This is a genomic window from Erwinia amylovora (genome assembly GCF_017161565.1).
Taxonomy (GTDB): Bacteria; Pseudomonadota; Gammaproteobacteria; order Enterobacterales; family Enterobacteriaceae; genus Erwinia; species Erwinia amylovora.
In genome coordinates this window covers 2,172,206-2,198,734 of sequence record NZ_CP066796.1, presented here as the reverse complement: position 1 = coordinate 2,198,734, position 26,529 = coordinate 2,172,206, and the positions used below count along the sequence as shown (strand labels likewise).

Here is a 26,529-nt window from a genome sequence, read left to right as displayed (position 1 = left end):
TTAGCTGTCTCAGGGAGTTTTACCAGCGGCCAGTCTGTTTCATCAGGGCATTTTAACATTCTAGTGAGCGAAGATGGCTGAAAACGACAGAAGTCACCTTCCGATATGAAAAAAGTGATGTAATGAGCAACAAATAAACTTATAAGTTTGATGTGGCTAAAATTATGCCGTCGATTTCACCGGCGGCCGCTAACGGGCAATGACTAATGACATCCCAGATAGTTTAAACAATAAGGAGAAGCCCATGACGCTGACTCAGTGGCAATCACGTTTTGAACACTGGCTAAACGAAAGCTGGCAGCAGGATGACAAAGCCCATGACGTGGCACACCTTAAGCGGGTTTGGCAAACCGCGCAGCGGATAATGCAGGGGATTGATGCGGATGCGCTGGTGGTGATGGCCGGATGCTACTTCCATGATATTGTTAACCTGCCGAAAAACCATCCACAGCGTCATCTCGCTTCGGCACAGGCTGCTGAAGAGACGCGGCGCATTTTACCGCAGCAATTCCCGGACTTTCCGGGCAATAAAATAGATGCGGTGACGCATGCCGTCCATGCGCACAGTTTTAGTGCCGGGGTGGTGGCAGAGACAATTGAGGCTAAAATAGTTCAGGACGCTGACCGGATTGAGTCGCTGGGGGCGATTGGTCTTGCGCGCGTATTTTATGTCTCTGGCGCATTGGGGCGGGCGTTATTTGATAGCAGCGATCCGCTTGGGCGCGAACGGCCGCTGGATGATGCCCAATGGGCATTGGATCATTTTCAAAAAAAATTATTGAAGCTACCGCAAACTATGCAAACGCCCGAGGGTAAGCGCCTTGCGCAATATAATGCCGACTTCCTGGTAACCTATATGGCAAAACTGTGCGCAGAACTGAAAGGCGATTTTTATGCCCTGGATGAGAGCGTGCTGGCCGAATTCAGCCTTTAACCGCCTGACTGTGCTTGACAAATTCACCGTCATCTTTCCCGGCGTCCCGGCCACAAGGACGCCAAATCATGGCTATTCTGCCTGGTCATCTCCGTAGTAGAGCACGCCCAGTTTGATTAACGGACGCCCCTGGCTTTTACGATGAAGGTTGGTGTCGCGCAGCGAGTAGACACAGCCGCAGTATTCCTGCTGATAAAAACGTTCGCGCTTGCTGATTTCAATCATGCGCGCCGAGCCGCCTTTTTTGCGCCAGTTATAATCCCAATAGCTGATGCCAGGATAGGGCGCGGCGGCGCGATAGCCGCAATCGTTAATTTGCTGCATGTTTTTCCAGCGTGAAATTCCCAGCGAGCTGGAGATAACCGGGAAACCGTTTTCCCACGCATAAAGCGCGGTGCGTTCAAAGCGCATATCGAAACACATGGTACAACGCACGCCGCGCTCAGGTTCCCATTCCATGCCTTTGGCACGTTCAAACCAGTTATCTGTATCGTAGTCCGCATCAACAAACGGAATACCATGCTGTTCAGCAAAGCGAATATTTTCTTCTTTACGCAGCAGGTACTCTTTCTGCGGGTGGATATTCGGGTTGTAGAAGAAAATGGTGTAGTCAATCCCGGATGCCTGCAAGGCCTCCATCACTTCGCCGGAACAGGGGGCGCAGCAGGAGTGTAGCAGGAGTTTTTTTGCGCCGTCTGGCAGCGTCAGCAGGTCGCGTTGTGGTGCGCTCATGGGAACAATTCCAATGCTATTAAGAAAACGGCACTATTGTAGTAGCACCCTGTGGCGCTGTCATTACCCTTCATCACGCCAGGGATGAATTATCCTGGTTCAGGGCGAATGAAGTGATAGACTGTCACTCATTTATCCCTGTTACCGAGTGATTATGAGCGATTTTGACCGCGTGGCCGCGGAGTTAGCCCGCCAGGCACAAGCACAGGCACGGCAGAAAGAAGACCAGGATCGCCAGCTGTTACTGCGCGTGCTGGAGATTTACGATCAGAAGACCGTGGCAGCGACCTTACGCAAGGCCAGCCTTCGGGAGTGGACGCGAGAATCCGTCAATCGCTGGATTAAAGGCAGCAGAAGCCCCACGCTAAATGAGACGGAAGTCAGTATGTTGCACAACATGCTGCCTGCACCTCCCGCGCATCATCCTGACTATGCGTTTCGCTTTATTGACCTGTTTGCCGGGATTGGAGGTATACGCAGCGGTTTTGAAGCCATTGGCGGCCAGTGCGTATTTACCAGCGAGTGGAATAAGCATGCGGTGCGCACCTACAAAGCCAACTGGTACTGCGATGAACGGCAGCACCGCTTCAATCAGGATATCCGCGACGTGACCTTGAGCGGCAAACCCGAAATTTCTGACAGGCAGGCTTACCAGCATATACAGCAGCAGGTGCCGGATCATGATGTGCTGCTGGCCGGTTTTCCTTGCCAGCCATTCTCGCTGGCGGGCGTATCAAAGAAAAATGCGCTCGGACGGGCGCACGGATTTGAATGCGAAGCCCAGGGGACACTTTTTTTGATGTGGCGCGCATTATCAGGGCGAAAAAGCCGGCCATTTTCGTGTTGGAAAACGTTAAAAACCTGAAGAGCCACGACAAGGGCAACACATTTCGCGTGATTATGGCAACGCTGGATGAGCTGGGTTACGCAGTGGCAGATGCCAACGTCAGCGGGCCACAGGACCCGAAAATCGTCGACGGTAAGCACTTTTTGCCGCAGCACCGGGAGCGTATTATTCTGGTCGGTTTCCGACGCGATCTCAAGCTGCCCGCATTCAGCCTGAGCGCGCTGCCCGCATGGTACCCACAACAGCGTACCCCGCTACATGCGCTGCTCGATACCGACGTTGAGGCGAAATACATTCTGACGCCGACCTTATGGAAGTACCTTTATCACTATGCCAAAAAACACCAGGCGCGCGGCAACGGTTTTGGTTATGGGCTGGTGGACCCGGCGCTGGAAAACGGCGTGGTACGCACCCTGTCAGCACGCTATTACAAAGACGGATCGGAGATCCTGATCGATCGCGGCTGGGATAAGGCGACAGGCGAGCGGGATTTTGAAAACCCGGATAACCAACAGCGCAGGCCGCGCCGGCTGACGCCGCGTGAGTGCGCAAGGTTAATGGGCTTCGAGCAGCCCGGCGCACAGTCGTTCCGTATTCCGGTTTCGGATACCCAGGCTTATCGGCAGTTTGGCAACTCGGTGGTGGTTCCGGCCTTCGCAGCCGTAGCAAAACTGCTGCTGCCATGGATTGAACAGGCGGTGCGCCAGCGTCGGTGATAGCCGGAGAAATGTGAAGCGCTGGCACTACCGCTGCGCCAGTTTTAGCTACACTTATTGTCATCATTGAGGGAATATTAAGATGGCCGACGTTCATACCTCAGCGGTGCGCAGTAAAAACATGCGCGCCATTCGTACCCGCGATACGGCAATTGAACAGCGCCTTGCCGCGCTGTTGAGCGAGCTGGGCCTGCACTATCGGGTACAGGATAAGGCGCTGGCCGGGCGACCCGATTTTATCCTGCCAGCCTGGCGGGCGATTATATTTGTCCACGGCTGTTTCTGGCACGGCCACCATTGTCATCTGTTCAAATTGCCTGCTACGCGTACGGCGTTCTGGCAGGGAAAAATTGACAGCAATGTCGCCCGTGACCAGCGCCATATTGCAGAGCTGACCGCCAGCGGCTGGCGCGTCCTGTTGGTGTGGGAGTGCGCACTGCGTGGAAAAACCAGGCTACAGGAGCAGGAGATCAGCACGCGTCTGGAAGAGTGGATCTGCGCCGCAGCGGGAAACGGCGAGATCGACGAATGGGGTATTCACCAGCTGTAAAGGATGAAGGCCCGCAGGTTTTGATTACCGCCATCGCCGGCAGAAAATATTTTCCGGCGTTTACAGAATCAACGCCGGTACGGTAATTCCCGGCGCCAGCCATTTTCGCTTCGTCAGGCTCTCACCGGCAAAGGCAATACCCAACGGCAGCGCAACCGCCGCATTAACCCGGGCAGAATGGGTGGCGATTGCCGGGCTGATATCAGCGGTGGCCAGCTATCAACGCCGGGGCGGATAACCAGACGGGGGGCGACCCCCAAAAAAAAGTATAGAGCAAACTGCGCTGCCATCAGCGGCAGCTGTCAGGGCGGGATCCCCCGCTTAAATCAGGTTAACAGCAAGTATACGTGGTGAGGTCTTGCCACTCACTGATCTGTGACAGGCAATTTTTTTTCAAAATTTGCACTCATTGCGCATAATTGTTTAGATCGAGCTCTTGTCAATACAGCCAGTCAAAGGTGGGCCATGGGCAGTGTCAAACTGACGGTAAGACGTTTGTATCAACTCAGCGGCGAACGCATGGTGAGCACCCAGGCAACGGCGCGCATTTATGTCGGTGAACATCTGATCGCTACCGAACAGATTGGTGGAATGACAGAAAGCCCGGTGAGTAAGTACCTGCACCATACACAAGCGCAAGGCCAGTTGGTACGCGTTGAATGGGACTGCGACGGCATCGCTGATATGGCAGTGAGTGAAATAGAGCTGTGCCCCTGTTGTCAATATGATGAACATAAATAAGGAATGAGATTTTGGCCGGAAGTAGCTTATTAACCTTGCTGGATGATATTGCCACGCTGCTGGACGATGTTGCCGTTATGGGCAAAGTTGCGGCGAAGAAAACCGCCGGTGTGCTGGGGGATGACCTGTCGCTGAACGCGCAACAGGTCAGTGGGGTGAAAGCCAATCGTGAACTGCCGGTAGTTTGGGCCGTCGCGAAGGGTTCGTTCCTTAATAAGCTGATCCTGGTACCGCTGGCGCTGCTGATCAGCGCCTTCGCCCCGTGGGCCATCACTCCGCTGCTGATGGTGGGGGGCGCATACCTTTGCTATGAAGGAGTGGAAAAGGTGCTGCACAGCCTGCATAAGAACAAAAGTGAGGAGACGCCAAAGGCGCGGGAACAGCGGCTGTTGAAGGTCGCACAGCAGGACCCCGCCGCTTTTGAGAAGAAGAAAGTGAGAGGGGCAGTACGTACTGACTTTATCCTTTCGGCAGAGATTGTAGCGATCACTCTCGGCATTGTTTCCGGGGCACCGCTGCTTAATCAGGTCATTATCCTGTCAGGCGTGGCCATTCTGGTGACTGTCGGCGTGTATGGCATTGTGGCCGCTATCGTGAAGATTGACGATCTTGGCCTGTGGCTGAAGCAAAAAAACGCCCCGCCCGCGCAGGCGGTGGGCCGGTTACTGCTGGCGGCGGCCCCCTGGCTGATGAGAACCCTGACAGTGGTTGGTACGCTGGCCATGTTTCTGGTCGGTGGCGGGATAATCATCCACGGACTTCCGCAACTGCATCACCTGATTGCTGCATTCAGCGCGGAGATGCATGGCCTGATGGCAGCAGTGTTTAACAATCTGGCTAACCTGATACTGGGCCTTATCGTAGGTTCGATTGTGCTGTGGGTGGTCAATCTGATTGGCAAAATGCGTCAGCCATCCGTATAAAGGTGGCGCTGAAGCCATCTCCTGGAGGTAAACAATGCAAGCTGATATTTTCGAATTTGATATTGATGCAGAACTTGAGCAGGCGCTCGCGCGCGCCGGGCAAAAAGCCGCAGAAGTGCCCGTCGATCTGAGTGACGAAGCCGACTGCGAAGGCTGTAAAATCTAGCGCGTAAATGCGACGGGTTTCACATAAAAAGCGGGTGCTAAAACGCCCCGCTTTTTTTATTTCCAGCGTTATTAACCGCTTATAATTATTTAACAGATGTTTAACCCGGCATTAACGGAACAATTAATGCTCAGATGCTATAACTAAGGCTTCAATTCCCGGTTGGTTGAGAGGTGCCTGATGAACTTTACGGTAAGCGACGAAGTGCAGCATAAGGAGGGGGGGCCAGCAATGATTGTAACGGGTTTCTCAAGCGGCATGGTTGAGTGCCGCTGGTATGACGGTTTTAGCGTCCGGCGCGAGGCGTATCGCGCAGAGGAATTGTTGTTAAAGGATCCAGCAGCGCATCTGGTGAGCTAAGCAACGGACCTGACGCGAAAACCGCTTGCCAGTGGGCGATGCATAATCTGCTCGCCCTGCAGGTTCACAGTTCGTTTTTAATACAAAACTCTTCCCAGCTCATCCCCAGCGCTTCAGCGTGGGAGTGCAGATAATGCTCGATCGCCGCAACCATCACCTCTTTGTCCGGCTCCGCCAGCTGGATAGCAAACAGCACGCCGTCGAGTTTCTTTTCGCGCACCCAGGCCGCATAAGCGCGGTCTTTCTGCATCGACTGCAACTGTTCCAGGCTCATACCGAGCGTGGCGGCCTGTTCGGTGGTGAGGTTTTCAATGCCGGATTTCAGCGTCGGATGCGCTTCAAGAAACAGTTCTTTAGCGATGGTGTAATATTCTTCTATGGTTTTCATAGCGGTTCTGCCTGCATAAGTGCCTGGATAGATGCGGCCCATAGTGTACACGGGGCGTTTAATCGGTGAAAGCCGGGCAAGCGTTCGTCTGGCGGGCCGATTCATCATGGTCGCCGCACGGCGAGGCGAATTTTCCTGAGGCATAACCCTTGTTACCGCTGATTAACAGGATATCGCAGAAAGAGCGAAATGGGCTGTGTCAATGCGCATCAGACTTGCGGCAGGGCAGCCAAAAATTATAACTTATCGCGTTATCTAGAAAATCAGGATGAAAGAATGAAAAAGTGGATTATCGCTACGGTGGCAGTCATGGTTCTGAATGGTTGCGCGGAGCTGCCAAACTATTCCGGGGCGGTGAAAACGCCAGCCCCGGCCGAGCTGGTGGGTAACTGGCAAACTTTCGGACCACAGAGCGGCCTGGTCAGTGACCAGGCAAAAGCCAGCCTGCTGATCACCGCACAGGGCGAAACGCTTGACTGCCGCCAATGGCAGCGTGTGCTGGCAAAGCCCGGTAAGCTGACCCGGGCTGATGACCAATGGGTTAACGTGAATAACCAGCAGCGCGTAATGCCGATCGAGCTGAAAGGTCACGTCTTGCATTACGACAGGTTAATTTTACAGAAAGTTGCGCAGCCTACGGCGGAGTGTCAGCAGCAGTTTGATGCTGTGAATAAGCCGGTAGGGCAGGCATCGGCAACCGCCGGTCAGGCGGCTGACAAGGTTAAAACGCGTTAAACGATACGGCCAGTCGTGATCTGTCAGACGGCGACTGGCTGCTAATCAATGACCCATACGCTAACGCTACCGGGCTGGCAGCGAAACACCGCCGTACCCTGTTCGTCGCTGCTTATCCGATCGGTCACCTGACCAAGATAGTCATACCACTGTTTTCCGGCGAAGTTTTCCCCCAGTTGCAGGGCTTTCTCTCCTGCACCGCTATTCGACATAATCACCACGCAGCCGGGAAGTTCATCCGTACCGCTGCGGGAAAAGGCGATGCAGTCAGGGTTATCGAACCACTCGATTTGCGCCCCGTGGGCGTACAACTGCCTGGCGCGCACCAGCGCCTCAAGTTCGGCAATGATCGGGATATCAATTTTATACTGTTCGCCGTCGTTGCCTTCATCTTCGTAGCTGGCACCAAAGAGGTCAGGATAAAACAGCACCGGAACACCATTTTCACGCAGCAGGATCAGCGCGTAGGCCAGCGGCTTAAACCAGGGTTCTACCGGTGCTTCCAGCGCCTGGAGCGGCTGGGTATCGTGGTTGGCAACCAGGGTAACCGCATGCCACGGGTCGGCCGCTACCAGCGTATTGGTGAATATCTGACTGAGATCGTAATCGGCTCCCTGTATTGAGGCATGATGGAAATTCATCTGCAGCGGCGCGTCAAACAGCATGGTTTTACCCTCGACCTGATGAATATACAGCTGCAACTTATCGACCTCGTGTGACCAGTATTCCGCGACGATAAACAGGGGTTCTTCGGCCACCTCCTGCACATACTCAATCCACTCTTTATAGAACCAGGCCGGGATGTGCTTCACCGCATCGAGACGAAAACCACTGCAGTGAACTTCACCCATTACCCAACGCGCCCAGTGCTTTAGCTCTTCGGTCACCGCGTGATTGCGGAAATCGATATTGGCACCCATCAGATAGTCGAAATTGCCCAGCTCGTCATCCACCTGCTGGTTCCAGCCTTCGCCGGTATAATCATTGACGATCTTAAACACGCCGTTCTCATCAGGGTTTTCAATATGATCGACGCCGTTAAAGCACCTGTAGTCCCAGACGAACTGTGAGTACTGACCATTACGCACCGGGAAGGTAAAGCGCGTCCATGCCTCTGCGTCCAGCACCTCAGGATTGATTTCCTCGCGATTATCCGGGTTAACGCGGTTAACCTGGATCTGTTCTTTCTCATCGGCGCCCATTTTATGATTCAGTACCACATCAAGGAGCACGCCCACGCCGTGGGCTTTCAGCGTTTCAACAGCGTGCAAAAGCTGTTGTTTATCACCATATTTAGTGGCGCGTGAACCTTTCTGATCGAATTCTCCCAGGTCAAACAGATCGTAGCTGTCGTAGCCCACCGAATAACCGCCGGATTCGCCTTTATATGCCGGTGGCAGCCAGACGGCACTGATACCCATCTCCGCCAGCCATGGCGCACGTTCGGCCGCCTCCGGCCAAAGTTTGCCGCCTGTGGGGTAATACCAGTGAAAAAACTGCAACAGCGTGGGATTGCGCATAGACATGTTCCATTTTCAACCGAGGTGAAAATGAAGTATGCGCGAGAGCGGTGGAAAAGCGCGGATTGGCGCGAATTTATTTTTTTCGCGCCGCAGCAAATCAGGCGTTAAGTTGGGCTAACCCGGCGAGAAGTTAGCGTTATCAGTTTGCACGGGTAGGAAATAACACCACTCCGGCGCTTTGGCTGTAGGCACTATTCACGGACTTCTGGCGGCCGGCTTGCTGGATTTGCGATGAGATTTCATCCTGACGATGCTGGAGCAGTTGCTTGACCTCCGCCTCGTTATCAAGGATATGACGCAGTACCGGGCGCAGCAGATCCTGAGTGTAGGGGGTGATCTGTTGCTGCTGCATCACCTGTGTCAGCTTTTCCACGGCGCCGAGATAATGATTCACTTCCCTGTCGGTCAGTTCTTCCCACTGACTGTTCGCAGCCAGACGTAGCATAGACTGGCTGTGGTTCAAAATATCCTGATAGAGCGCGAACAGATATTGGGCATTGGGCATAAGTAAAACATCCTAAACCAGAGCGGTGGTGCCAGAAACCTCTTTCCAGGCATCGGCAATATTGCGCAACAGCGCTTCAACTTCTTCAATTCCTTCAGCATCGTTATCCAGGTTAGCGCGAAGCAGGCGATAAACCATATACCGGTACAGTTCTGCCAGATTGCGCGTTAACTCGTCGTCACTGGTTCCATCCACACCCAGCTTTAAACCGTTATCGATAATGTTAATCGCTTTGGAAAGCGACTCTCCTTTTTTCACCATGTTACCGTCCAGCAAAAACAGACGAGCGCGCACCAAGGCGCTAAGCGCCCCGTCGAACAGTAGGGTAATCAGCTGGTCGTTGCTGGCACTCATTACTGCACTTTCTACGCCGATTTTTGCATAGGCTTTAGTACCGCTGGCACTATACATATTGGCTCCTTACCTTATTACTTACTGGAACTGCTTGAGGTTGAAAACTGTGATGTCAAATAGCTGCTGGTAGAGTTCAGTTTGCTAATGGTCACATCCAGTGCGGTAAACTGCTTTTTCAAGCGCGCAATGGTGTCATCAATACGGTCGCTCACCTTTGTATACTGCGCGTTAAGGCTGGTCAGCGTCTTGCTGACACCGTCTTTCGCCGTCTGAACTTCACCGGTGGCAGATAACCAGCCGGTCAGGCTTTTCGCCATTTTAGTGGCGATCCCGGTGGTTTTTCCATCGCCGAAAATCATCGCTTTAATCCCTTCCGGATCCTTGGTCAGCGCTGCATCGAGGGCGGTTTTATCGGTTTTCAGTTTGCCGGTGCTCGGATCGCTGGTAATCCCGATTTGCGACAGCGTCTTAAAGGTCGACGTACTGGAGGCGTTGGTTAACATCGTTTTCAACTGCGACTGAATCGTACGCAGGGTGCTGTCGCCAAGCAGCGGGCCGTTGCTGCTGTCCTGAGTATCAGCATTCTTTTTCACTGCGGTGTATTTGGTCAGCGTGGCAAAGGTATCCAGCAGGGTGTTATATGCGTTTGCCCAGTCGGAAATCACCGTTGAGGTGCTATTGGTGTCTTTGTTCACTGCCAGCGTCTGGTTGCCGCTGGTGACATCGTTAAGGTTAAACGTTATTCCTTCCAGCGCATCACTGATGGTGTTGCTGCTGTTTTCGATCTCAACGTTGTTTACCGTGAGTTTGGCGTTTTGCGCCGCCACGCTCTGCGTGAGATTGCTACTGGCCACGCCATCGTAATTAAGCATGCCCTGCAGCGCACTGTCGCCGCTAACCGACAGCGTCATGGCGTTATCGGTTCCGGTTTTAGCCGAGGTCAGTGACAGGCGATAACTGCCATCGCCGCTTTTGATGACGCTGGCGGTAACGCCCGCATTGGCTTTATTGATCGCATCACGGACGCCGTTCAGCGAAGAGTCTGCCGCGCTGACGGCCACGTTGACCACGTTGTCGCTACCCGCCAGTTTAATGGCAATGGTGCTGTCGCTGCTTGCCAGAGCTTTGCTATTACTGTTCTGTACAGCGGTGGTCAGGGTTTGCGCTTTGGCGAGAGCCGACACGCTAATGTTGTATTTGCCTGCTGTGGCGGTGGCAGTGGTGGTGGCGCTAAAGGCGCTGGAGCTGCTGGTGGTGGTGGTGGCGCTATACAGATCGGCATTATTCAGTTTGGCGTTAGCCGTCTGGAAGGTTTCCAGCGCGCTTTTCATGGTGCTGTAGGCGCTCAGCCTGGCGTTTGATGCCGTTTGCTGATTGGTGATTGGCTTCAAGGCCTCTTTCTCTGCCGATTGCATTTTGTCCAGAATGCTATTCAAATCGAGGCCGGAGCCGATGCCTAAAGTAGAAATACTAGCCATGATGTTTCCTTTTTATCGTTAGCACGGAGTATGGGTACGGAAGTTATCGGCTGTTATCTGGCAAAGTTTACGATTATTTACCAGACGGCAATAAAAAGAATAGCGGTAATAAAGAGGGGTATTTCGGGCAGTTGCGGGGAAAGAAAAAATCAGCGCGAGTTTAAAATAGTTCTAAAGGTTATTGAGAGGCAGACGATAACAACTTTGACGGCGATGAAGCCGGGGGCGAATAACCCTAACCCATACAACCGAACTGATTAAACAGGAATATCTATCATGGCACAAGTTATCAATACCAACAGCCTTTCACTGATCACTCAGAACAACATCAACAAAAACCAGTCAGCGCTGTCTTCTTCTATGGAGCGTCTGTCTTCTGGTTCACGTATCACCAGCTCTAAAGAAGATGCGGCGGGTCAGGCGATTTCTAACCGCTTCACCTCTAACATCAAAGGTTTGACTCAGGCTGCGCGTAATGCTAACGATGGTATTTCTCTGGCACAGACCACTGAAGGCGCTCTGACAGGCATCAACAACAACTTACAGCGCGTTCGTGAATTGACCGTTCAGGCTAAAAACGGCACTAACTCTGATTCCGATCTGTCTTCAATCCAGGACGAAATCAAATCACGTCTGGACGAAATTGACCGCGTATCTGGTCAGACTCAGTTCAACGGCGTGAAGGTTCTGTCTCAGGACAACACCATGAAAATCCAGGTGGGTGCTAACGATAACGAAACCATCGAAGTTAGCCTGAAAAAAATCGACTCGACTACCCTGGGTCTTGATAAATTCACCGTGGCAACTAAAGAAGCTGATGGCACCACCGCAGCGGCTACCACTGCCGATCCGCTGGCTCTGCTGGACAAAGCTATTTCCAGCGTTGACAAACTGCGTTCAGGCCTCGGTGCGGTACAGAACCGTCTGGATTCTGCGGTCACCAACCTGAACAACACCACCACTAACCTGTCTTCCGCTCAGTCTCGCATCCAGGATGCTGACTACGCCACTGAAGTGTCTAACATGTCTAAGGCACAGATCATTCAGCAGGCAGGTAACTCCGTACTGGCTAAAGCGAACCAGGTTCCACAGCAGGTTCTGTCTCTGCTGCAGGGCTAACCGTCGCGTTAACCCTTTACTGAACCCTTTAAACCCCGCGCTTGCGGGGTTTTTTTTCTCTGGAGTGTTTTATGCGCTTCAATTATGACCTGCTCCCCGGGGAACTGCTGCCGTTTGAGGAAATCAACGACCGCTACAGCAAAAAGTACCCTGATGATAAATCGTTAACCGCTCGTGGCCTGCTCAGTCCGTCCACCTCCAGCAAGAACTGGACGATCCGCGCGGTGTTTGCCAGTCAGGACAGCCATATTGCGTTAGAAGATTTACTGTTTATTAGCCACGATAACGAGCGTAAAAACTACTTACAGCGCTTAGAGCACTATTTGCAGAGCCAGCAGAGCTTTCTCTATTTTCGTCGCCCGCCATCGCATTCGCCGTGGAACACCTGGAAGGTCATGGGGGAAAGCCGGGTATTAGCGATGCTGGATCCGGCGTCGATCATGGCACAAAGCTTGCTGCAGCAACGCGGTTACAGCCTGATGCTGCTACGCACTGAAGAAGAGGATGAATACTGGCAGTTGTATGACCGCCAGTCGCAGCCCTGCTTTGAATATGCGCGCCAGCTGCAGTTTATCGTGGTGCTGACTTCGCCACTGTTGCCGCAGCCTGGCGGCGTTATTGCCGGCACCCAGGTGGGGCGACGGGTTAAAGCACGTCTGTGGCATCGCGCCAGCCACCAGGAGTTCACCAGCGCGCTGCGCGAGCGCTACGGTGCCTGTGTGGTCACCGGTACACAACTGACCGACGAGCACGCGTGGCCGTGGGTTGAAGCTTGCCATATCAACATGCAGGAGAACGAACAGGGTTATCTGCTGGATAACAGCACGGATAACGGTTTGTTCTTGCGCAGCGATCTGCAACGGCTGTTTGCCAGCAAACGGATGCGCATCGATCCGCTTCAGGGTACGGTACATTCTCGCTGCATTTCTCCGCAAGATAGCGCCCTGTTGCCCTATTATCAGCACCTGGAGGGCCAGGTTTGTGCCCTGTGGGCGCTGGTGCCGGAAACCACGCGCCGGCGGCTTCGGAGTCACGTTTAACCTGACAGCTTCCCGTGCCAGTAACGCTGAAGGCGGGGAGCTGTCGACCCACAAAAATGAAATAACCCGCTTTTTTAACCGCTATTCCCTCAATCAAATTAGCTACAGAAACCGATAATCATGCCGATAACTTAATTAATCCTGGGTAGGTCAGCGTGAACGATCTGTATACCGCCAATGGCGTGATGGACAAACATTCGCTGTGGCAGCGATACATACCGCTGGTGCGTCATGAGGCGCTGCGTCTTCAGGTTCGTCTGCCGGCCAGCGTTGAACTTGACGACTTGCTTCAGGCCGGGGGGATCGGACTGCTGAATGCCGTAGAACGCTACGACGCCATGCAGGGAACGGCGTTCACCACCTACGCCGTACAGCGTATTCGCGGTGCCATGCTCGACGAGCTGCGTAGCCGCGACTGGGCGCCGCGAAGCGTGCGTCGCAACGCACGCGAAGTGGCAGGGGCTATGCACCAGGTGGAACAGGCGTTGGGCCGAACGGCTACCGAACAGGAAGTGGCGGCACAGTTAGATGTTCCCCTGGAGGAGTACCGACAAATCCTGCTGGATACCAATAACAGTCAGCTATTTTCCTTCGATGAATACCGTGAGGAACATGGCGACAGTGCGGAACTGGTGACGGAAGGCCACGAGCAGGAAAATCCGCTGCATCAGCTGCTGGAAGGGGATCTGCGCGACCGCGTAATCGAAGCTATTGATGGGCTGCCCGAGCGCGAAAAAATGGTGCTGACGCTTTATTACCAGGAAGAGCTGAATTTGAAAGAGATTGGCGCCGTGCTGGAGGTGGGGGAATCCCGTGTCAGCCAGCTGCACAGTCAGGCGATAAAACGCCTGCGCGCCAGGTTATCGGGAGCGCGCTGATCAAGTCAGTTGCGCCCTTTCAACTTTACCGGGAACCTTAAATGGTAACGAAAATTAGAACCAGGCCGTTAAGCCGTTATTTGAAAGACTACAAACACAGCCAGATCCATTGCTGCCATTGCGCTAAAGTCCTGGATCGGATGGCGCTGGTATTTCGTGGTCAAATTATTAATAAAGAAGCCATCGCCAGGATGGATCAGCCTGTGGATGAGCGTGTCTGGTCGAATCTGCAACTTGAGCTGACAGCGCTGTGTCGTTTCTGTAGCGACATTTATTGCAACACCAATGCAACCTACTTCGACATTATGGCGTTTAAACAGTATCTGTTTGAGCAGACGGAAATGAGCCACAGCACCATTCGCGAATATGTTGTTCGCTTGCGTCGTCTTGACGGTATGCTGTCCGCACGCAATTTTCCGTCGGAACGGCTTTGCAGGCCGAGCTGGCATGAATGTCTGGAAAACGATCTGCCAGACGCCGGTAACAACAATTATCGCATCGCGCTGCGTAAGTACGATCAGTTCCTCGGCTGGCAGAGTAATTAGTTATCTGCTGCTGGCAGACGATCGGCGGGGAATGTCCTGTAACACTGTCGAGATAACTTAAGCGCCAGCTATATTGGCCAGCTTGTCTTTACACAATATGATTCACTTTCCCCGTATCGAACTCACGGGTGCGCCCACGCCCTTAAAGCATCTTCCCCGCTTATCAGACTATCCTGAACGCGATATTTTCATCAAGCGTGACGATGTCACGCCCCGGCTTTCGGCGGTAATACGCTGCGCAAGCTCGAATTTATGGCGGCAGATGCCCGGCGCGCTGGTGCCGATGTGCTGCCTGCCGCTGGCGCTTCAGCTGACCATGTGCGCCACACCGCAGCGCTGGCGGCAAAGCTTGGGTTCCTGCCCGCTGGGGGCATTGGTCTACGTCGAATGCGCCCGGTAAATTGCCCAGCAGCGTGAAGGCGTGGTCGATTTTGCCATCGTGGTGGTGGCCTCCGGCAGTCGAGGTACGCATGCCGGGCTGGCGGTCGGGCTGGAAAAGCTGCTGCCTGAATGCGAACGTCGCAGACGTGACCGTATCCTGCAATGCGTCCGACCAGCTGACGAAGATGGGGGCGATCCGCTGGCGCTGGCGAGCTGCGCGCCGCTGACCTTGTGGGATGAGCATTTCGCTACGGGTACGGCCATCCGAACGAAGAGGGCAAGCAGGCAGTGAAACTGCTGGCACGACTGGAGGGGATATTTCCTGATCAGGTTTACACCGGCAAGGCGGTGGCCGGACTGTTTGACGGCATAACGCAACATCGATTTCGTTATCAGCGACCGCTGCTGTTCGTGCATACGGGCGCTGCTGGCAGCTCATCGCTGATCGGTTAACGCCGCCGCTTTTTCTTTCGCTGTTATCAGCCGCAGAGAAGGGCAGGGATAAACCACGCAGATAAGGATTTTCTTAAATAAGAAGGAGAAATAACGGGTTAAAATCGACGGGAAGTGAATGATTTGGGAATAATATAATCACTATCAAGAAAGAGAAAATTATTTAAGACGATCCCTATAGTGATTTTTTCTGCATCCAGAAATACTGCGGAAAATACATTTTATCAGGTTGCTTTTATTATGACAGTTGCTGGCAAGCAGGAAGTCCTGTGGATTAATACCCTGAAGGGGGCGTGCATATTACTGGTAGTATTGCATCACACCGTTATTACTACTTTCATTCCTTCGTTGTCGCATTTGGCAGCTGGTATAGTGCCAGCTGACATATGGGTCGTCTTTAATAAATATCTCTCGCCGCTGCGTATGCCTGCATTCTTTTTCGTTTCAGGGCTGTTAGCTGCAAGTGCCATCAGTAAAAAGAGTTGGAGTGAGGTCTTTACTAAAAAGTTCGTCAATATCCTTTACCTGTATATTCTGTGGGGTGTGATCCAGTGGTTGTGTATTTATCACATCTCCGCCAATTTGATGGGTCAGAAGCTTTCATCTGCGCAGAATGCCGCCTATGCCTCCTCCCCGCTTGAATTCGTCAAACTGCTGGCATTGTCGATGACCAGCCTTTGGTATCTTTATGCTCTGGCATTCTATTTCCTGGCGGCAAAGCTGTTTTACCGTTACAGGGGGGCTTTGCTGGTGGCGGCAATTGTAGTGAACTATGCCACTCAGTTTAATCTGGTGCCTGGCTGGGGTCCGAACAGCGTGATGCAAAATTATGTCTACTTTTTGCTGGGGGCCTATTTCAGCCATAAGCTGGTTGAAATAAGCCAGCTGTCGCGCCGTCATCTGGCATTGCTGGCGGTTATGCTGCTGCTCGGCGTGGCACACCACGCGGCTGGTATGATAAAAAACCCGTTTTACTGCATAATGGCGATCATCTTCAGCATCGTGCTGTGCAGGGCGCTGAGTAACCGTTTTAACATGGGCTGGCTGAACTGGATTGGTCGTAACACGCTGCAGATTTACGTCTTGCACCGAATCTTTATTGAACTGCTGGGCTTGACAATGCTGACGCTGGCGGTGAAATACAGCCTGTTTGACAACCCGGCTTTCTCGCTCAGTTGGGCGTTACTGCTTCCTCCTTTCGCGGTGAGTATTACTACCGGCTTATCACTACTGGCGTGGAAACTGCTTAACAGGGGCCCGGGCAAAGCGCTGTTTATCTACCCGGCGCTGTTAGGCAAACCTGAGGCTGTGAAGAAAGTGGCAACTCATAACTGAAGGTGAAACAGTGGCCGATAAGTTTGTCCATTTTTTATATTGATGATAATGAGATAAGGGCTGGTGAGTCGGGCATCAGGGCGAATTGGTTATCTCACAGGTGATACCACAATAATCAAAACGGCTTAACCGCCGGGGTATATAAAAATCCTGTACTATATTCAACGTAAGCCGGTGACATCCGGCGTTTCAGCCACCGGGATTGCCGGATTATATTGCCGGTAAGCTCCCTGCTTTAGCAGCAGACAGGCTGTTCGCGCCGCACGGCACCATTTTTATTCAACCGGTGGCCCCGGCGTATTGACCGCATTGCGGGCGACCATCACGGCTGCCCGCAAGCCTGCCTGTCAGCCGATGGTCATCAGGCTGGCATTGCCACCCGCCGCTGCGGTGTTCACACTGAGCGAACGCTCCAGCAGCAGGCGCTCCAGCAGCAGATTGGTTTCTCCGCGCGCAAATCCCTGTACCGACACAATGGCGCCATCGCGGGCGGCCACCGCTTCACACAGGGCGCGTAGCTGGTCGGCATCACCGTGCCAGATAACCGCGTCAAATTCACCCCGTTCCAGCGGTGTTGCAGCCAGATCGATGCGCTGGCGAACCTGTTCAGGCAACTGCCGCCACAGGTTACGATGCAGCTCATCGTCGCTCCATAACGCCCGACTGCCGACGGCGGTGACGGCTGCCAGCTGCACCAGCGCATCCTGTTCGTTGTCTGCCAGGCACAGCACCTGATTGCGCGGCAGCAGGGCGAAGGTGTTACGCTCTCCGGTTGGCCCCGGCAGCAGGCGCACGGTGCCGCCCTGACCCAGTTCCGCGTAGCGTGCGCAGCAGGCAGCCAGTTCAGGACGGTCGGCTGCCCACTCGCTCAATGCCTGATGCGGCAACAGCAGAGCAGGGCGCAGCAGCGCATCCACCGGCCGCTCTTTATCCTGGCGGTCCAGCGTCACGCGTAGCGCGCCGTCCGGCCGGTGCGACAGCAAACGGTACAGATACAGCGGCCCACCGGCTTTAGGCCCGGTGCCGGACAGCCCTTCACCTCCGAACGGCTGCACGCCGACAACCGCGCCGACGATATTGCGGTTGACATACAGGTTGCCAACGTGGGCCTGCTGCGTCACCTGGGCGATAGTTTCATCAATACGCGTATGCACGCCCAGGGTTAAGCCGTAAGCGGATGCGTTAATCTGCTGTACCAGCTGCGGCAGGTTACTGCGCGCAAAGCGCACCACATGCAGCACCGGGCCAAATACCTCTTTAGTCAGGTCGGAAACGTGATTCAGCTCAATCAGGGTTGGCAGCACGAAGGTGCCGCTTTGCCATTCACGGCAATCCTGTGCCTGCTGCCGGGCCGTCTGGAACACGCTGAAACCCTTGCTTTGCATGGCCCGGATATGCTGTTCGATGCTGGCTTTCGCTTCGGCATCGATCACCGGGCCAATGTCGGTGGAGAAACGCTCAGGGTTCCCCATACGGCATTCGGCCATCGCGCCGCGTAGCATCTTTAAGGTATGTTCAGCGACATCTTCCTGGATACACAGCAGGCGCAGAGCGGAACAGCGCTGCCCCGCACTGTCAAAAGCAGAGGCCACAATATCGCTGACAACCTGTTCAGTCAGGGCTGAAGAGTCAACGATCATCGCGTTCATCCCGCCGGTTTCGGCCACCAGCGGCGTCGGACGGCCCTGCGGGTCGAGACGGCTGGCCAGGTGACGTTGCAGCAGGGTGGCAACGGCGGTGGAGCCGGTAAACATCACTCCGCGTACGCGATCATCCTGAACCAGTTGGGCGCCAACGGTTTCGCCAGCGCCCGGCAGCAGTTGCAGCGCGCCCGGCGGTACGCCGGCGTCATGCAGAATGGCAACCGCCTGTGCCGCAATCAGTGGCGTTTGCTCAGCCGGTTTGGCCAGCACGCTGTTGCCGGCCGCCAGTGCGGCGGCAATCTGCCCACTGAAGATCGCCAGCGGGAAATTCCACGGACTGATGCATACCACCGGACCGAGCGGGCGGTGGGTTTCGTTATCAAAGTCGTCGCGCACCTGTCCTGCATAATAGTTCAGGAAGTCGACCGCCTCGCGGACTTCGGCAATGGCGTTACTGAAGGTTTTACCGGCTTCACGCACCAGAATGCCGATCAGATACTGCATCTGGCCTTCCATCATTATGGCAGCGCGCTCCAGAATGGCGGCGCGCTCCTGCGGCGGCGTGGCAAACCAGATGGCCCCTTCGCTGACGGCCGCATCCAGCGCTGCAGAAACTTCTGCGGCCGTGGCATGACGCACGTGGCCGACCACGTCCAGCGGCTCCGCCGGGTTAAGCACCGGCAGCAGTTCTCCCGCCTCCAGCGGACCAACAATCAGCGGTTGCGCTTGCCAGCTTTGACTGGCACCGCTTAACAGCGCGCTGGACAGCGAAGCCAGACGGTGTTCGTTTGCCAAATCAAGGCCGGCGGAGTTCTGCCGCTGTTTTCCGTACAGATCGCGCGGCAGCGGGATTTTAGGATGCGGCAAACCGACCGCGCCCTCGCTGTTGGCCAGTTTTTCCACTGCGGCAACCGGGTCTGCTACCAGCTCGTCAAGCGGCAGGGTGGCATCGGCAATGCGGTTAACAAATGAGGTATTGGCGCCGTTTTCCAGCAGGCGACGCACCAGGTATGCCAGCAGCGTTTCGTGCGTACCCACTGGCGCATAGATGCGGCAAGGACGGTTGAGTTTTCCGTCAGCCACTTTTCCTACGACCTGCTCATACAGGGGTTCACCCATGCCGTGCAGGCACTGGAATTCGTACTGGCCCGGGTAATAGTTGTTGCCAGCCAGCTGGTAGATGGCCGCCAGCGTATGGGCGTTGTGGGTGGCAAACTGCGGATAGACAAGGTTCGGTGCGGCCAGCAGTTTGCGGGCGCAGGCGATGTAGGAGATATCGGTGTACACCTTGCGCGTATACACCGGATAACCTTCCAGCCCGTCGATCTGGGCACGCTTAATTTCACTGTCCCAGTAGGCCCCTTTAACCAGGCGGATCATCAGACGGCGGCGGCTGCGCTGCGCCAGATCGATCAGATAATCGATTACCATCGGACAACGTTTCTGATAGGACTGGATCACGAAGCCAATGCCGTTCCAGCCCTCCAGTTCCGGCTCGAAACACAGTTTTTCCAACAGGTCGAGCGACAGTTCCAGGCGGTCGGCCTCTTCGGCATCGATGTTAATGCCAATATCGTAAGAGCGGGCCAGCAGCGTTAGCGACTTCAGCAATGGATACAGCTCTTCCATCACCCGGTCGTATTGAGCGCGGTTGTAGCGTGGGTGCAGGGCCGAAAGTTTGATCGAAATGCCCGGGCCTTCATAGATCCCGCGTCCGTTAGAGGCTTTACCAATCGCGTTGATCGCCTGCTGATAGGAGATCAGATAAGCTTTGGCATCCTGGGCGGTTAGTGCAGCTTCACCCAGCATATCGTAGGAGTAGCGGAAGCCTTTCTCCTCCAGCTTACCTGCATTTGCCAGCGCTTCGACAATGGTTTCGCCGGTGACGAACTGCTCGCCCATCAGACGCATTGCCATATCGACCCCTTTACGGATCAACGGCTCGCCGCTCTTGCCGATAATACGATTCAGCGAACGCGACAAATTGGCTTCGTTATGGGTCGAGACCAGACGACCGGTGAACAGCAGGCCCCAGGTTGCGGCGTTGACAAACAGTGACGGGCTGCGTCCGAGATGCGAGTGCCAGTTGCCGTTGCTGATTTTATCGCGGATCAGCGCATCGCGCGTTGGCTTATCGGGAATGCGCAGCAGGGCTTCCGCAAGGCACATTAACGCCACGCCCTCTTGTGATGACAGCGAAAACTCCTGCAGCAGGCTTTGTACCATGCCGGCGCGCCCACCTGCACCCTTTTGGTGCCTCAGCCTATCCGCAAGCTGCCAGGCAAGACGGTGCGTTGCCTCAGCCAGGTTAGCCGGTAAACGTGCCTGTTCCAGCAGCATGGGCACCGCTTCAGTTTCCGGGCGTCGCCATGCGGAGGTGATGGCAGCGCGGGCCACTGACTGCGGCAGAATATGCTCGGCAAAATCCAGAAACGGCTGGTGCGCTTCTTCCGGCGGGCGTTCATCGCTTTCTGCCTGCTCGCCATTGACCGGCAGTTCCGGCAGCGCGCTGCCCTGTTCTATCTGTTGCAGGTAATTGAAAATAGACTGCTTGATCAGCCAATGCGGCGTGCGGTCAATCTGCGCCGCCGCCTGTTTAATACGATCGCGAGTGGCGTCGTCCAGTTTCACACCCATAGTGGTCGTGCCCATGCCTTACAGCTCCCGAATCAGTAGATAACTATCGATATAGACTGCAATATCACTGAAGTTGCAACTTTGTGCAACCTTGTTAAATGTGACCCCCACCTCATTAATGATAACCTGACGACACCCGTCAGACAAAAAGCGGCATGAATATTGCTGCAATACTGTTGCCAGCTGGCGAAAACAGTGGCTGGCGGGCCTTTTATAGCAAAATTATGGGTGCAACCAGGATAACTGTGACGCAGTGCAACCTGTGGGTAATTATAAGTAAATTCCAGGTGAAATGAATGCGCATGATGTGTTAAATCGTTTGTACGCTGTAGCCGATTACGGCAGGATAAGCCCCCGACTTAGCCTTCAGCTCGTTGCCTCGTTCCGGCAATCTGCGAAAAATGCTTATGGTCAGAGGAAACTGATAATAAATAGAATGGAGAAGCTTAATGACTCTTAGTACACCAATGATGGTGACATTTTGTGTTTACATTATCGGCATGGTGCTGATTGGATTCATTGCCTACCGCTCAACGAAAAATTTTGATGACTATATTCTGGGAGGCCGCAGTCTGGGCAGCGTGGTGACGGCATTGTCAGCCGGAGCGTCAGATATGAGCGGCTGGCTGCTGATGGGCTTGCCGGGAGCAATCTTCCTGTCGGGAATTTCAGAAAGCTGGATCGCCATCGGCCTGACGCTGGGTGCATACCTTAACTGGAAAATTGTCGCCGGGCGTCTGCGCGTGCAGACCGAACATCACGACAATGCCCTGACGTTACCGGATTTCTTCTCCAGCCGGTTTGAAGACGGCAGCAGGCTGCTGCGGGTGATTTCGGCGCTGGTTATCCTGGTGTTCTTCACCATCTACTGTGCTTCCGGCGTGGTAGCCGGTGCGCGTCTGTTCGAAAGCACCTTCGGTATGAGCTATGAAACCGCGCTGTGGGCCGGTGCTGCCGCCACTATCGTTTATACTTTTGTCGGTGGATTCCTCGCAGTGAGCTGGACTGATACCGTGCAGGCCGGCCTGATGATTTTTGCGCTGATCCTGACGCCGGTAATGGTTATCGTTGCCGTCGGCGGCCTGAGCGATGCAATGCAGGTGATTGTTGCCAAAAGCACACAGAATATGGATATGCTGAAGAACCTTAACTTTGTGGCGATTATTTCGCTGCTCGGGTGGGGTCTTGGCTACTTTGGTCAGCCGCATATTCTGGCGCGCTTTATGGCGGCTGATTCACACCGTTCTATTCGCTCGGCGCGCCGTATCGGCATGATTTGGATGATCCTGTGTCTGATGGGAGCGGTGGCGGTCGGCTTCTTCGGTATCGCCTATTTTGAGAACCATCCTGAACATGCGGGAGAGGTAACGAAAAATGGTGAACGCATTTTTATTGAGCTTACGCGCATTCTGTTTAATCCATGGATTGCCGGGATCCTGCTGTCGGCCATTCTGGCTGCGGTGATGTCCACGCTAAGCTGTCAGCTGCTGGTGTGCTCAAGCGCGCTGACTGAAGACCTCTACAAAAACTTCATGCGTAAAGGTGCCAGCCAGCAAGAGCTGGTATGGGTGGGGCGCGTCATGGTGCTGTTGGTGGCGGTCATTGCGATTGCGCTGGCAGCCAACCCGGAAAACCGTGTGCTGGGCCTGGTCAGCTATGCCTGGGCCGGATTCGGCGCGGCATTTGGTCCGGTCGTATTGTTATCACTGATCTGGCGGCGTATGACGCGTAACGGCGCTCTGGCCGGGATGATTGTTGGTGCTGCAACCGTGCTTATCTGGAAACAATACGCCTGGCTGGATCTCTACGAGATTATCCCCGGCTTCCTGTTTGCCAGCATCGCTATTGTGCTATTCAGTCTGGCTGACACACCACCATCAGCCGCCGCACAGCAGCGTTTCGCCGCTGCCGAAGCGGAATATCAGGCCGATTAAGCCGTCCTTCTGCGCCGGTGCCATTTGGCCCGGCGCATCATTATCCCGCATCTCAGTTAAGAGACGCTTATGTCAGCGCCCGGCTGCCATAAATCCGCATAAAAAAGATCCACTTCTGACTTGTATTTCCCTGCACGATAATGATAATCCCTATCGTTCGCATTTTACTTTTATTTACCCGCTTTGACGGTAATCTACTCTTTCGAGGTATGAGGCATGTTTGTCCCGTTTCTTATCATGTTACGTGAAGGGCTTGAAGCGGCGCTGATTGTCAGCCTGATCGCCAGCTACCTGAAACGGACCGGGCGTCGTCAGTGGTTTGCTGCCATGTGGGCTGGCGTGTTCGCCGCTGTCGCCCTGTGTCTGGGGCTGGGCTGGTTTATCAATGAGACCACCGGTGAATTTCCCCAGAAACAGCAGGAGCTGTTCGAAGGTTTGGTCGCCGTCATCGCCGTAGTGGTACTCACCTGGATGGTGTTCTGGATGCGCAAAGTATCACGTAACGTGAAGGCGCAGCTGGAAGATGCGGTTGACAGCGCGTTACAGAAAGGGAGCAACAGAGGCTGGGCGCTGATCCTGATGGTATTCCTCGCCGTTGCGCGTGAAGGTCTTGAATCGGTTTTCTTCCTGCTGGCCGCTTTTCAGCAGGACGTAGGCTATGCGCCGCCGCTGGGGGCGATGCTTGGCTTGGGCGTAGCAGTCGTGCTCGGTATGCTGATTTATTGGGGCGGGGTGCGCCTCAATCTGGCCAGCTTCTTCAAATGGACCAGCCTGTTTATCATCTTCGTCGCCGCAGGGCTGGCAGCAGGCGCCGTGCGCGCCTTCCATGAAGCCGGACTGTGGAACCATTTTCAGGAGGTGGCGTTTGACTTCAGCCAAACCCTCTCTACCCACAGCATCTTTGGCACTTTGTTAGAGGGCCTGCTGGGCTATCAGGAAGCGCCCAGCGTCAGTGAAGTGGCGATGTGGTTAATCTATCTGGTACCTGCACTGCTGTTATTCATGATGCCGGGGCGCGCTTCATCCTCTGCCGCCCCCGCAGCACGCTGATTCTGCCGGGCAGGTCGCCGACCTGCCGGTTTTAACTCTCTGACAGGAATGACATTATGACCAGACAATTTCGCCGTCAGGCACTGAATGTGACAATGCTGGCGGTTCTGACCTCATCCACCGCTGCGCTGGCTGCGGATATCCCTCAGGTTAAAGTCAGTGTGAACGACCGACAGTGCGAGCCAATGACGCTGACGGTTGCTGCCGGTAAAACCCAGTTCATCATCAAAAATAACAGCCAGAAAGGACTTGAGTGGGAGATCCTCAAAGGGGTGATGGTGGTGGAAGAGCGCGAAAATATCGCGCCAGGCTTTACGCAGAAGATGACGGCTAACCTGGAGCCGGGGGAATATGACATGACCTGTGGTCTGTTAAGCAACCCGAAGGGCAAGCTGATTGTTAAAGCTGGCGACAGTCATCAGGCCAATGACGGCAAGCCGGACCTGCTGCAGCTGGTGGGGCCGATAGCGAATTACAAGCTGTATGTTACCCAGGAAGTTGCACAGCTGGTGGCCGCGACGAAAGCGTTTACCGACGCGGTGAAAGCAGGGGATGTCAACAAGGCGAAGGCGCTGTATGCGCCGACCCGTCAGCATTATGAGCGCATTGAGCCTATCGCCGAACTGTTTTCCGATCTGGATGGCGCCATTGACGCGCGTGAGGATGACTTCGAGAAAAAAGCAGAAGACCCGGCCTTTACCGGCTTCCATCGACTGGAAAAAGTGCTGTTTGCAGATAACACCACTAAAGGTATGGATAAGTTTGCCGACCAGCTGTACAAAAACGTGCTGGATCTGCAAACCCGTATTAACGAGTTGGCTTTCCCGCCGGGTAAAGTCGTGGGAGGCGCTGCCGGCCTGATCGAAGAGATCGCCGCCAGCAAGATTTCAGGTGAGGAAGACCGCTACAGCCGCACCGACCTGTGGGATTTCAAGGCCAACATTGACGGCGCGCAGAAAATTGTCAACCTGCTGCGCCCGCTGGTAGAAAAAGCCGACCCACAACTGTTGGCGAAAGTGGACGGTAACTTCAACAAGGTCGATACCATTTTGACCAGGTACCGCACCAAAGAAGGCTATGAATCGTACGATAAGTTAACCGATGCCGATCGCAATGCATTGAAAGGCCCGATTACCGCGCTGGCCGAGGATCTTTCAATGCTGCGCGGCACCCTGGGTTTGGATTAATCAGCCATGGCAAAAACAGTTGACGGGGTGGCGTTAGCGTCACGCCGCCGTTTACTTAAAGGAATGGGCATCCTTAGTGGTGCTCTGGCGGTGACGGGCGGTTGCCCGGTTCATGCAGCATCAGCTGCTGACAACACCTCTTCACCGGGCACGCTTTCACCCGGTACGCGTGAAGAACGCCAGCCGTTCTTCGGCGCTCATCAGGCCGGGATCGTCACGCCGCAACAGGCGGCGATGATGCTGGTGGCATTTGATGTACTGGCCAGCGATAAGTCCGAACTTGAGCGTTTATTCAGGCTGTTGACCGCGCGTATTGCGTTTCTTACCCGGGGGGGAAAGCGCCGTTGGTGACCAATCCGCAGCTTCCGCCAATGGACTCCGGTATTCTTGGCGAGGAGATCTGGCCGGATAATCTGACCATAACCGTTTCCGTCGGCAGCTCGCTGTTTGACGAGCGTTACGGCTTGCAGGCGTTGAAACCGCTGAAGCTTCAGCGCATGACGCGTTTCCCCAACGATGCGCTGGACGGCAGCCTGTGTCACGGCGACCTGCTGTTGCAAATTTGCGCAAACACTAACGATACGGCGATCCACGCGTTGCGCGATATCATCAAGCATTCGCCGGACCTGCTTAGCGTACGCTGGCGGCGTGAAGGGTTTATCTCTAACCATGCGGCACGCAGCAGGGGCAAAGAAACGCCAATTAATCTGTTGGGCTTTAAGGATGGCACCGCCAACCCCGATACTGCCGATAGCGGATTAATGGACAACATTCTGTGGGTGAGTGAACAGCAGGGCGAGCCGGCATGGACGATTGGGGGCAGCTATCAGGCCGTGCGCATCATCCAGTTTCACGTCGAGTTCTGGGATCGTACGCCGCTACGCGAACAGCAAACCATATTTGGCCGCGAGAAACACAGCGGTGCGCCGTTAGGGATGCAGCAAGAGCACGATCTACCGGACTATGACAGCGATCCGGCAGGGGAGGTAATACCGTTGGATGCGCATATTCGTCTGGCCAATCCGCGTACCGCGCAAACGCAGAGCAGCCTGCTGCTGCGCCGCGGCTACAGCTATTCGCTTGGCGTGTCTCATTCCGGTCAGCTGGAGATGGGGCTGCTGTTTATCTGCTACCAGCATGACCTGGAAAAAGGCTTTTTGACGGTACAGCAGCGGTTGAATGGGGAAGCGCTGGAAGAGTATATCAAGCCTGTTGGTGGCGGTTATTTCTTTGCTTTGCCAGGAGTACCAGATGACAAACATTATCTGGCTCAAGGACTGTTCTCGTCCTGATTTTAATCAGCGGATTGATATTAATCCGCTGATCGTCTTTCGATAATATCGCTCTGTTATCCTGTCCGGGCTGATTCAAATAA

The 26,529-nt window shown here is 54.5% G+C and carries 22 protein-coding genes and 3 pseudogenes; 18 read left to right on the top strand and 7 right to left on the bottom strand.

Annotated elements, in window-relative coordinates:
- Window positions 1-244 precede the first annotated feature (244 nt).
- Window positions 245-934 carry a phosphohydrolase gene (locus tag JGC47_RS10230; RefSeq protein ID WP_004158134.1) on the top strand — a complete coding sequence of 230 codons (690 nt, stop codon included), beginning with the start codon at window positions 245-247 and terminating at the stop codon, window positions 932-934.
- Window positions 935-1,006: 72 nt separating this feature from the next.
- On the opposite strand, the gene JGC47_RS10225 is transcribed toward JGC47_RS10230, so the two are convergent.
- Entirely contained in the window at window positions 1,007-1,666 is a 660-nt protein-coding gene (locus JGC47_RS10225) for an epoxyqueuosine reductase QueH (RefSeq protein WP_004158133.1), read from the bottom strand.
- Window positions 1,667-1,820: 154 nt separating this feature from the next.
- Here JGC47_RS10225 and JGC47_RS10220 point away from each other — a divergent pair.
- From JGC47_RS10220 to JGC47_RS10200, 6 genes and pseudogenes are all read left to right on the top strand, one after another.
- Window positions 1,821-3,229: pseudogene (locus JGC47_RS10220) on the top strand (DNA cytosine methyltransferase).
- 82 nt (window positions 3,230-3,311) lie between these two features.
- Entirely contained in the window at window positions 3,312-3,779 is a 468-nt protein-coding gene (locus tag JGC47_RS10215; RefSeq protein WP_004158131.1) for a very short patch repair endonuclease, read from the top strand.
- Window positions 3,780-4,244: 465 nt separating this feature from the next.
- Entirely contained in the window at window positions 4,245-4,520 is a 276-nt protein-coding gene (locus tag JGC47_RS10210; RefSeq protein WP_004158130.1) for a hypothetical protein, read from the top strand.
- An 11-nt stretch (window positions 4,521-4,531) separates the two neighbouring features.
- Window positions 4,532-5,443 (top strand): DUF808 domain-containing protein, encoded by a 912-nt coding sequence (locus tag JGC47_RS10205; RefSeq protein ID WP_004158129.1) that lies wholly within the window; start codon window positions 4,532-4,534, stop codon window positions 5,441-5,443.
- 34 nt (window positions 5,444-5,477) lie between these two features.
- Window positions 5,478-5,609 (top strand): hypothetical protein, encoded by a 132-nt coding sequence (locus tag JGC47_RS17800; RefSeq protein WP_004158128.1) that lies wholly within the window; start codon window positions 5,478-5,480, stop codon window positions 5,607-5,609.
- 180 nt (window positions 5,610-5,789) lie between these two features.
- Window positions 5,790-5,969: a YodC family protein gene (locus JGC47_RS10200; RefSeq protein WP_004158126.1), complete on the top strand. Its 180-nt coding sequence runs from the start codon at window positions 5,790-5,792 to the stop codon at window positions 5,967-5,969.
- Window positions 5,970-6,033: 64 nt separating this feature from the next.
- Here JGC47_RS10200 and JGC47_RS10195 read toward each other — a convergent pair whose 3' ends face one another.
- Window positions 6,034-6,357 (bottom strand): DUF6388 family protein, encoded by a 324-nt coding sequence (locus JGC47_RS10195; RefSeq protein ID WP_024015271.1) that lies wholly within the window; start codon window positions 6,355-6,357, stop codon window positions 6,034-6,036.
- 276 nt (window positions 6,358-6,633) lie between these two features.
- On the opposite strand from JGC47_RS10195, the gene yedD reads away from it, so the two are divergent.
- Window positions 6,634-7,092 (top strand): lipoprotein YedD, encoded by a 459-nt coding sequence (gene yedD / locus JGC47_RS10190; RefSeq protein WP_004158122.1) that lies wholly within the window; start codon window positions 6,634-6,636, stop codon window positions 7,090-7,092.
- A gap of 41 nt (window positions 7,093-7,133) precedes the next feature.
- Here the strand turns inward: yedD and amyA are convergent, their stop codons facing one another.
- The 4 genes from amyA to fliD form a co-directional block, all read right to left on the bottom strand.
- Window positions 7,134-8,618, bottom strand: a complete 1,485-nt coding sequence (gene amyA / locus JGC47_RS10185; RefSeq protein ID WP_004158121.1) for an alpha-amylase — start codon at window positions 8,616-8,618, stop codon at window positions 7,134-7,136.
- Window positions 8,619-8,754: 136 nt separating this feature from the next.
- On the bottom strand, window positions 8,755-9,120 hold the full coding sequence (gene fliT / locus JGC47_RS10180; protein ID WP_004158117.1) for a flagella biosynthesis regulatory protein FliT: 366 nt from the start codon (window positions 9,118-9,120) through the stop codon (window positions 8,755-8,757).
- A 12-nt stretch (window positions 9,121-9,132) separates the two neighbouring features.
- Entirely contained in the window at window positions 9,133-9,531 is a 399-nt protein-coding gene (fliS, locus tag JGC47_RS10175) for a flagellar export chaperone FliS (protein WP_004158115.1), read from the bottom strand.
- A gap of 17 nt (window positions 9,532-9,548) precedes the next feature.
- Window positions 9,549-10,952 (bottom strand): flagellar filament capping protein FliD, encoded by a 1,404-nt coding sequence (gene fliD, locus JGC47_RS10170; RefSeq protein ID WP_004158114.1) that lies wholly within the window; start codon window positions 10,950-10,952, stop codon window positions 9,549-9,551.
- 276 nt (window positions 10,953-11,228) lie between these two features.
- On the opposite strand from fliD, the gene JGC47_RS10165 reads away from it, so the two are divergent.
- From JGC47_RS10165 to JGC47_RS10140, 6 genes and pseudogenes are all read left to right on the top strand, one after another.
- Entirely contained in the window at window positions 11,229-12,071 is an 843-nt protein-coding gene (locus JGC47_RS10165; RefSeq protein WP_004158113.1) for a flagellin N-terminal helical domain-containing protein, read from the top strand.
- A 71-nt stretch (window positions 12,072-12,142) separates the two neighbouring features.
- Window positions 12,143-13,111 carry an HNH endonuclease signature motif containing protein gene (locus tag JGC47_RS10160; RefSeq protein WP_206215638.1) on the top strand — a complete coding sequence of 323 codons (969 nt, stop codon included), beginning with the start codon at window positions 12,143-12,145 and terminating at the stop codon, window positions 13,109-13,111.
- 155 nt (window positions 13,112-13,266) lie between these two features.
- Window positions 13,267-13,989 carry an RNA polymerase sigma factor FliA gene (locus JGC47_RS10155; protein WP_004158109.1) on the top strand — a complete coding sequence of 241 codons (723 nt, stop codon included), beginning with the start codon at window positions 13,267-13,269 and terminating at the stop codon, window positions 13,987-13,989.
- 41 nt (window positions 13,990-14,030) lie between these two features.
- Window positions 14,031-14,534 (top strand): flagella biosynthesis regulatory protein FliZ, encoded by a 504-nt coding sequence (fliZ, locus tag JGC47_RS10150; RefSeq protein WP_004158108.1) that lies wholly within the window; start codon window positions 14,031-14,033, stop codon window positions 14,532-14,534.
- Between the two features lie 82 nt (window positions 14,535-14,616).
- A pseudogene (locus tag JGC47_RS10145) lies at window positions 14,617-15,368 on the top strand (pyridoxal-phosphate dependent enzyme).
- Window positions 15,369-15,608: 240 nt separating this feature from the next.
- Window positions 15,609-16,703 carry an acyltransferase family protein gene (locus JGC47_RS10140; protein WP_004158099.1) on the top strand — a complete coding sequence of 365 codons (1,095 nt, stop codon included), beginning with the start codon at window positions 15,609-15,611 and terminating at the stop codon, window positions 16,701-16,703.
- A gap of 347 nt (window positions 16,704-17,050) precedes the next feature.
- On the opposite strand, the gene putA is transcribed toward JGC47_RS10140, so the two are convergent.
- Window positions 17,051-20,998, bottom strand: a complete 3,948-nt coding sequence (gene putA, locus JGC47_RS10135; protein ID WP_004158094.1) for a trifunctional transcriptional regulator/proline dehydrogenase/L-glutamate gamma-semialdehyde dehydrogenase — start codon at window positions 20,996-20,998, stop codon at window positions 17,051-17,053.
- A 434-nt stretch (window positions 20,999-21,432) separates the two neighbouring features.
- Between putA and putP the strand changes: the two genes are divergently transcribed.
- The 4 genes and pseudogenes from putP to efeB all read left to right on the top strand — a co-directional run bounded on the left by putP (window position 21,433) and on the right by efeB (window position 26,446).
- Complete coding sequence (gene putP / locus JGC47_RS10130; RefSeq protein WP_004158089.1) at window positions 21,433-22,917, top strand: sodium/proline symporter PutP; 1,485 nt, start codon at window positions 21,433-21,435, stop codon at window positions 22,915-22,917.
- Window positions 22,918-23,133: 216 nt separating this feature from the next.
- The gene (gene efeU / locus JGC47_RS10125; protein WP_004158088.1) at window positions 23,134-23,967 is read left to right on the top strand and encodes an iron uptake transporter permease EfeU; all 834 of its coding nucleotides are present in this window, start codon (window positions 23,134-23,136) and stop codon (window positions 23,965-23,967) included.
- Between the two features lie 56 nt (window positions 23,968-24,023).
- Complete coding sequence (gene efeO, locus JGC47_RS10120; protein WP_004158087.1) at window positions 24,024-25,154, top strand: iron uptake system protein EfeO; 1,131 nt, start codon at window positions 24,024-24,026, stop codon at window positions 25,152-25,154.
- Window positions 25,155-25,160: 6 nt separating this feature from the next.
- Window positions 25,161-26,446, top strand: a pseudogene (efeB, locus tag JGC47_RS10115) (iron uptake transporter deferrochelatase/peroxidase subunit).
- The last annotated feature ends 83 nt before the right edge of the window (window positions 26,447-26,529 follow it).

Coding starts and splice junctions, on each gene's coding strand:
- JGC47_RS10230 (WP_004158134.1), top strand. CDS start 245: ATGACGCTGACTCAGTGGCAATCACGTTTTGAACACTGGCTAAACGAA.
- JGC47_RS10225 (WP_004158133.1), bottom strand. CDS start 1,666: ATGAGCGCACCACAACGCGACCTGCTGACGCTGCCAGACGGCGCAAAA.
- JGC47_RS10215 (WP_004158131.1), top strand. CDS start 3,312: ATGGCCGACGTTCATACCTCAGCGGTGCGCAGTAAAAACATGCGCGCC.
- JGC47_RS10210 (WP_004158130.1), top strand. CDS start 4,245: ATGGGCAGTGTCAAACTGACGGTAAGACGTTTGTATCAACTCAGCGGC.
- JGC47_RS17800 (WP_004158128.1), top strand. CDS start 5,478: ATGCAAGCTGATATTTTCGAATTTGATATTGATGCAGAACTTGAGCAG.
- JGC47_RS10200 (WP_004158126.1), top strand. CDS start 5,790: ATGAACTTTACGGTAAGCGACGAAGTGCAGCATAAGGAGGGGGGGCCA.
- JGC47_RS10195 (WP_024015271.1), bottom strand. CDS start 6,357: ATGAAAACCATAGAAGAATATTACACCATCGCTAAAGAACTGTTTCTT.
- yedD (WP_004158122.1), top strand. CDS start 6,634: ATGAAAAAGTGGATTATCGCTACGGTGGCAGTCATGGTTCTGAATGGT.
- amyA (WP_004158121.1), bottom strand. CDS start 8,618: ATGTCTATGCGCAATCCCACGCTGTTGCAGTTTTTTCACTGGTATTAC.
- fliT (WP_004158117.1), bottom strand. CDS start 9,120: ATGCCCAATGCCCAATATCTGTTCGCGCTCTATCAGGATATTTTGAAC.
- fliS (WP_004158115.1), bottom strand. CDS start 9,531: ATGTATAGTGCCAGCGGTACTAAAGCCTATGCAAAAATCGGCGTAGAA.
- fliD (WP_004158114.1), bottom strand. CDS start 10,952: ATGGCTAGTATTTCTACTTTAGGCATCGGCTCCGGCCTCGATTTGAAT.
- JGC47_RS10165 (WP_004158113.1), top strand. CDS start 11,229: ATGGCACAAGTTATCAATACCAACAGCCTTTCACTGATCACTCAGAAC.
- JGC47_RS10160 (WP_206215638.1), top strand. CDS start 12,143: ATGCGCTTCAATTATGACCTGCTCCCCGGGGAACTGCTGCCGTTTGAG.
- fliZ (WP_004158108.1), top strand. CDS start 14,031: ATGGTAACGAAAATTAGAACCAGGCCGTTAAGCCGTTATTTGAAAGAC.
- JGC47_RS10140 (WP_004158099.1), top strand. CDS start 15,609: ATGACAGTTGCTGGCAAGCAGGAAGTCCTGTGGATTAATACCCTGAAG.
- putA (WP_004158094.1), bottom strand. CDS start 20,998: ATGGGCACGACCACTATGGGTGTGAAACTGGACGACGCCACTCGCGAT.
- putP (WP_004158089.1), top strand. CDS start 21,433: ATGACTCTTAGTACACCAATGATGGTGACATTTTGTGTTTACATTATC.
- efeU (WP_004158088.1), top strand. CDS start 23,134: ATGTTTGTCCCGTTTCTTATCATGTTACGTGAAGGGCTTGAAGCGGCG.
- efeO (WP_004158087.1), top strand. CDS start 24,024: ATGACCAGACAATTTCGCCGTCAGGCACTGAATGTGACAATGCTGGCG.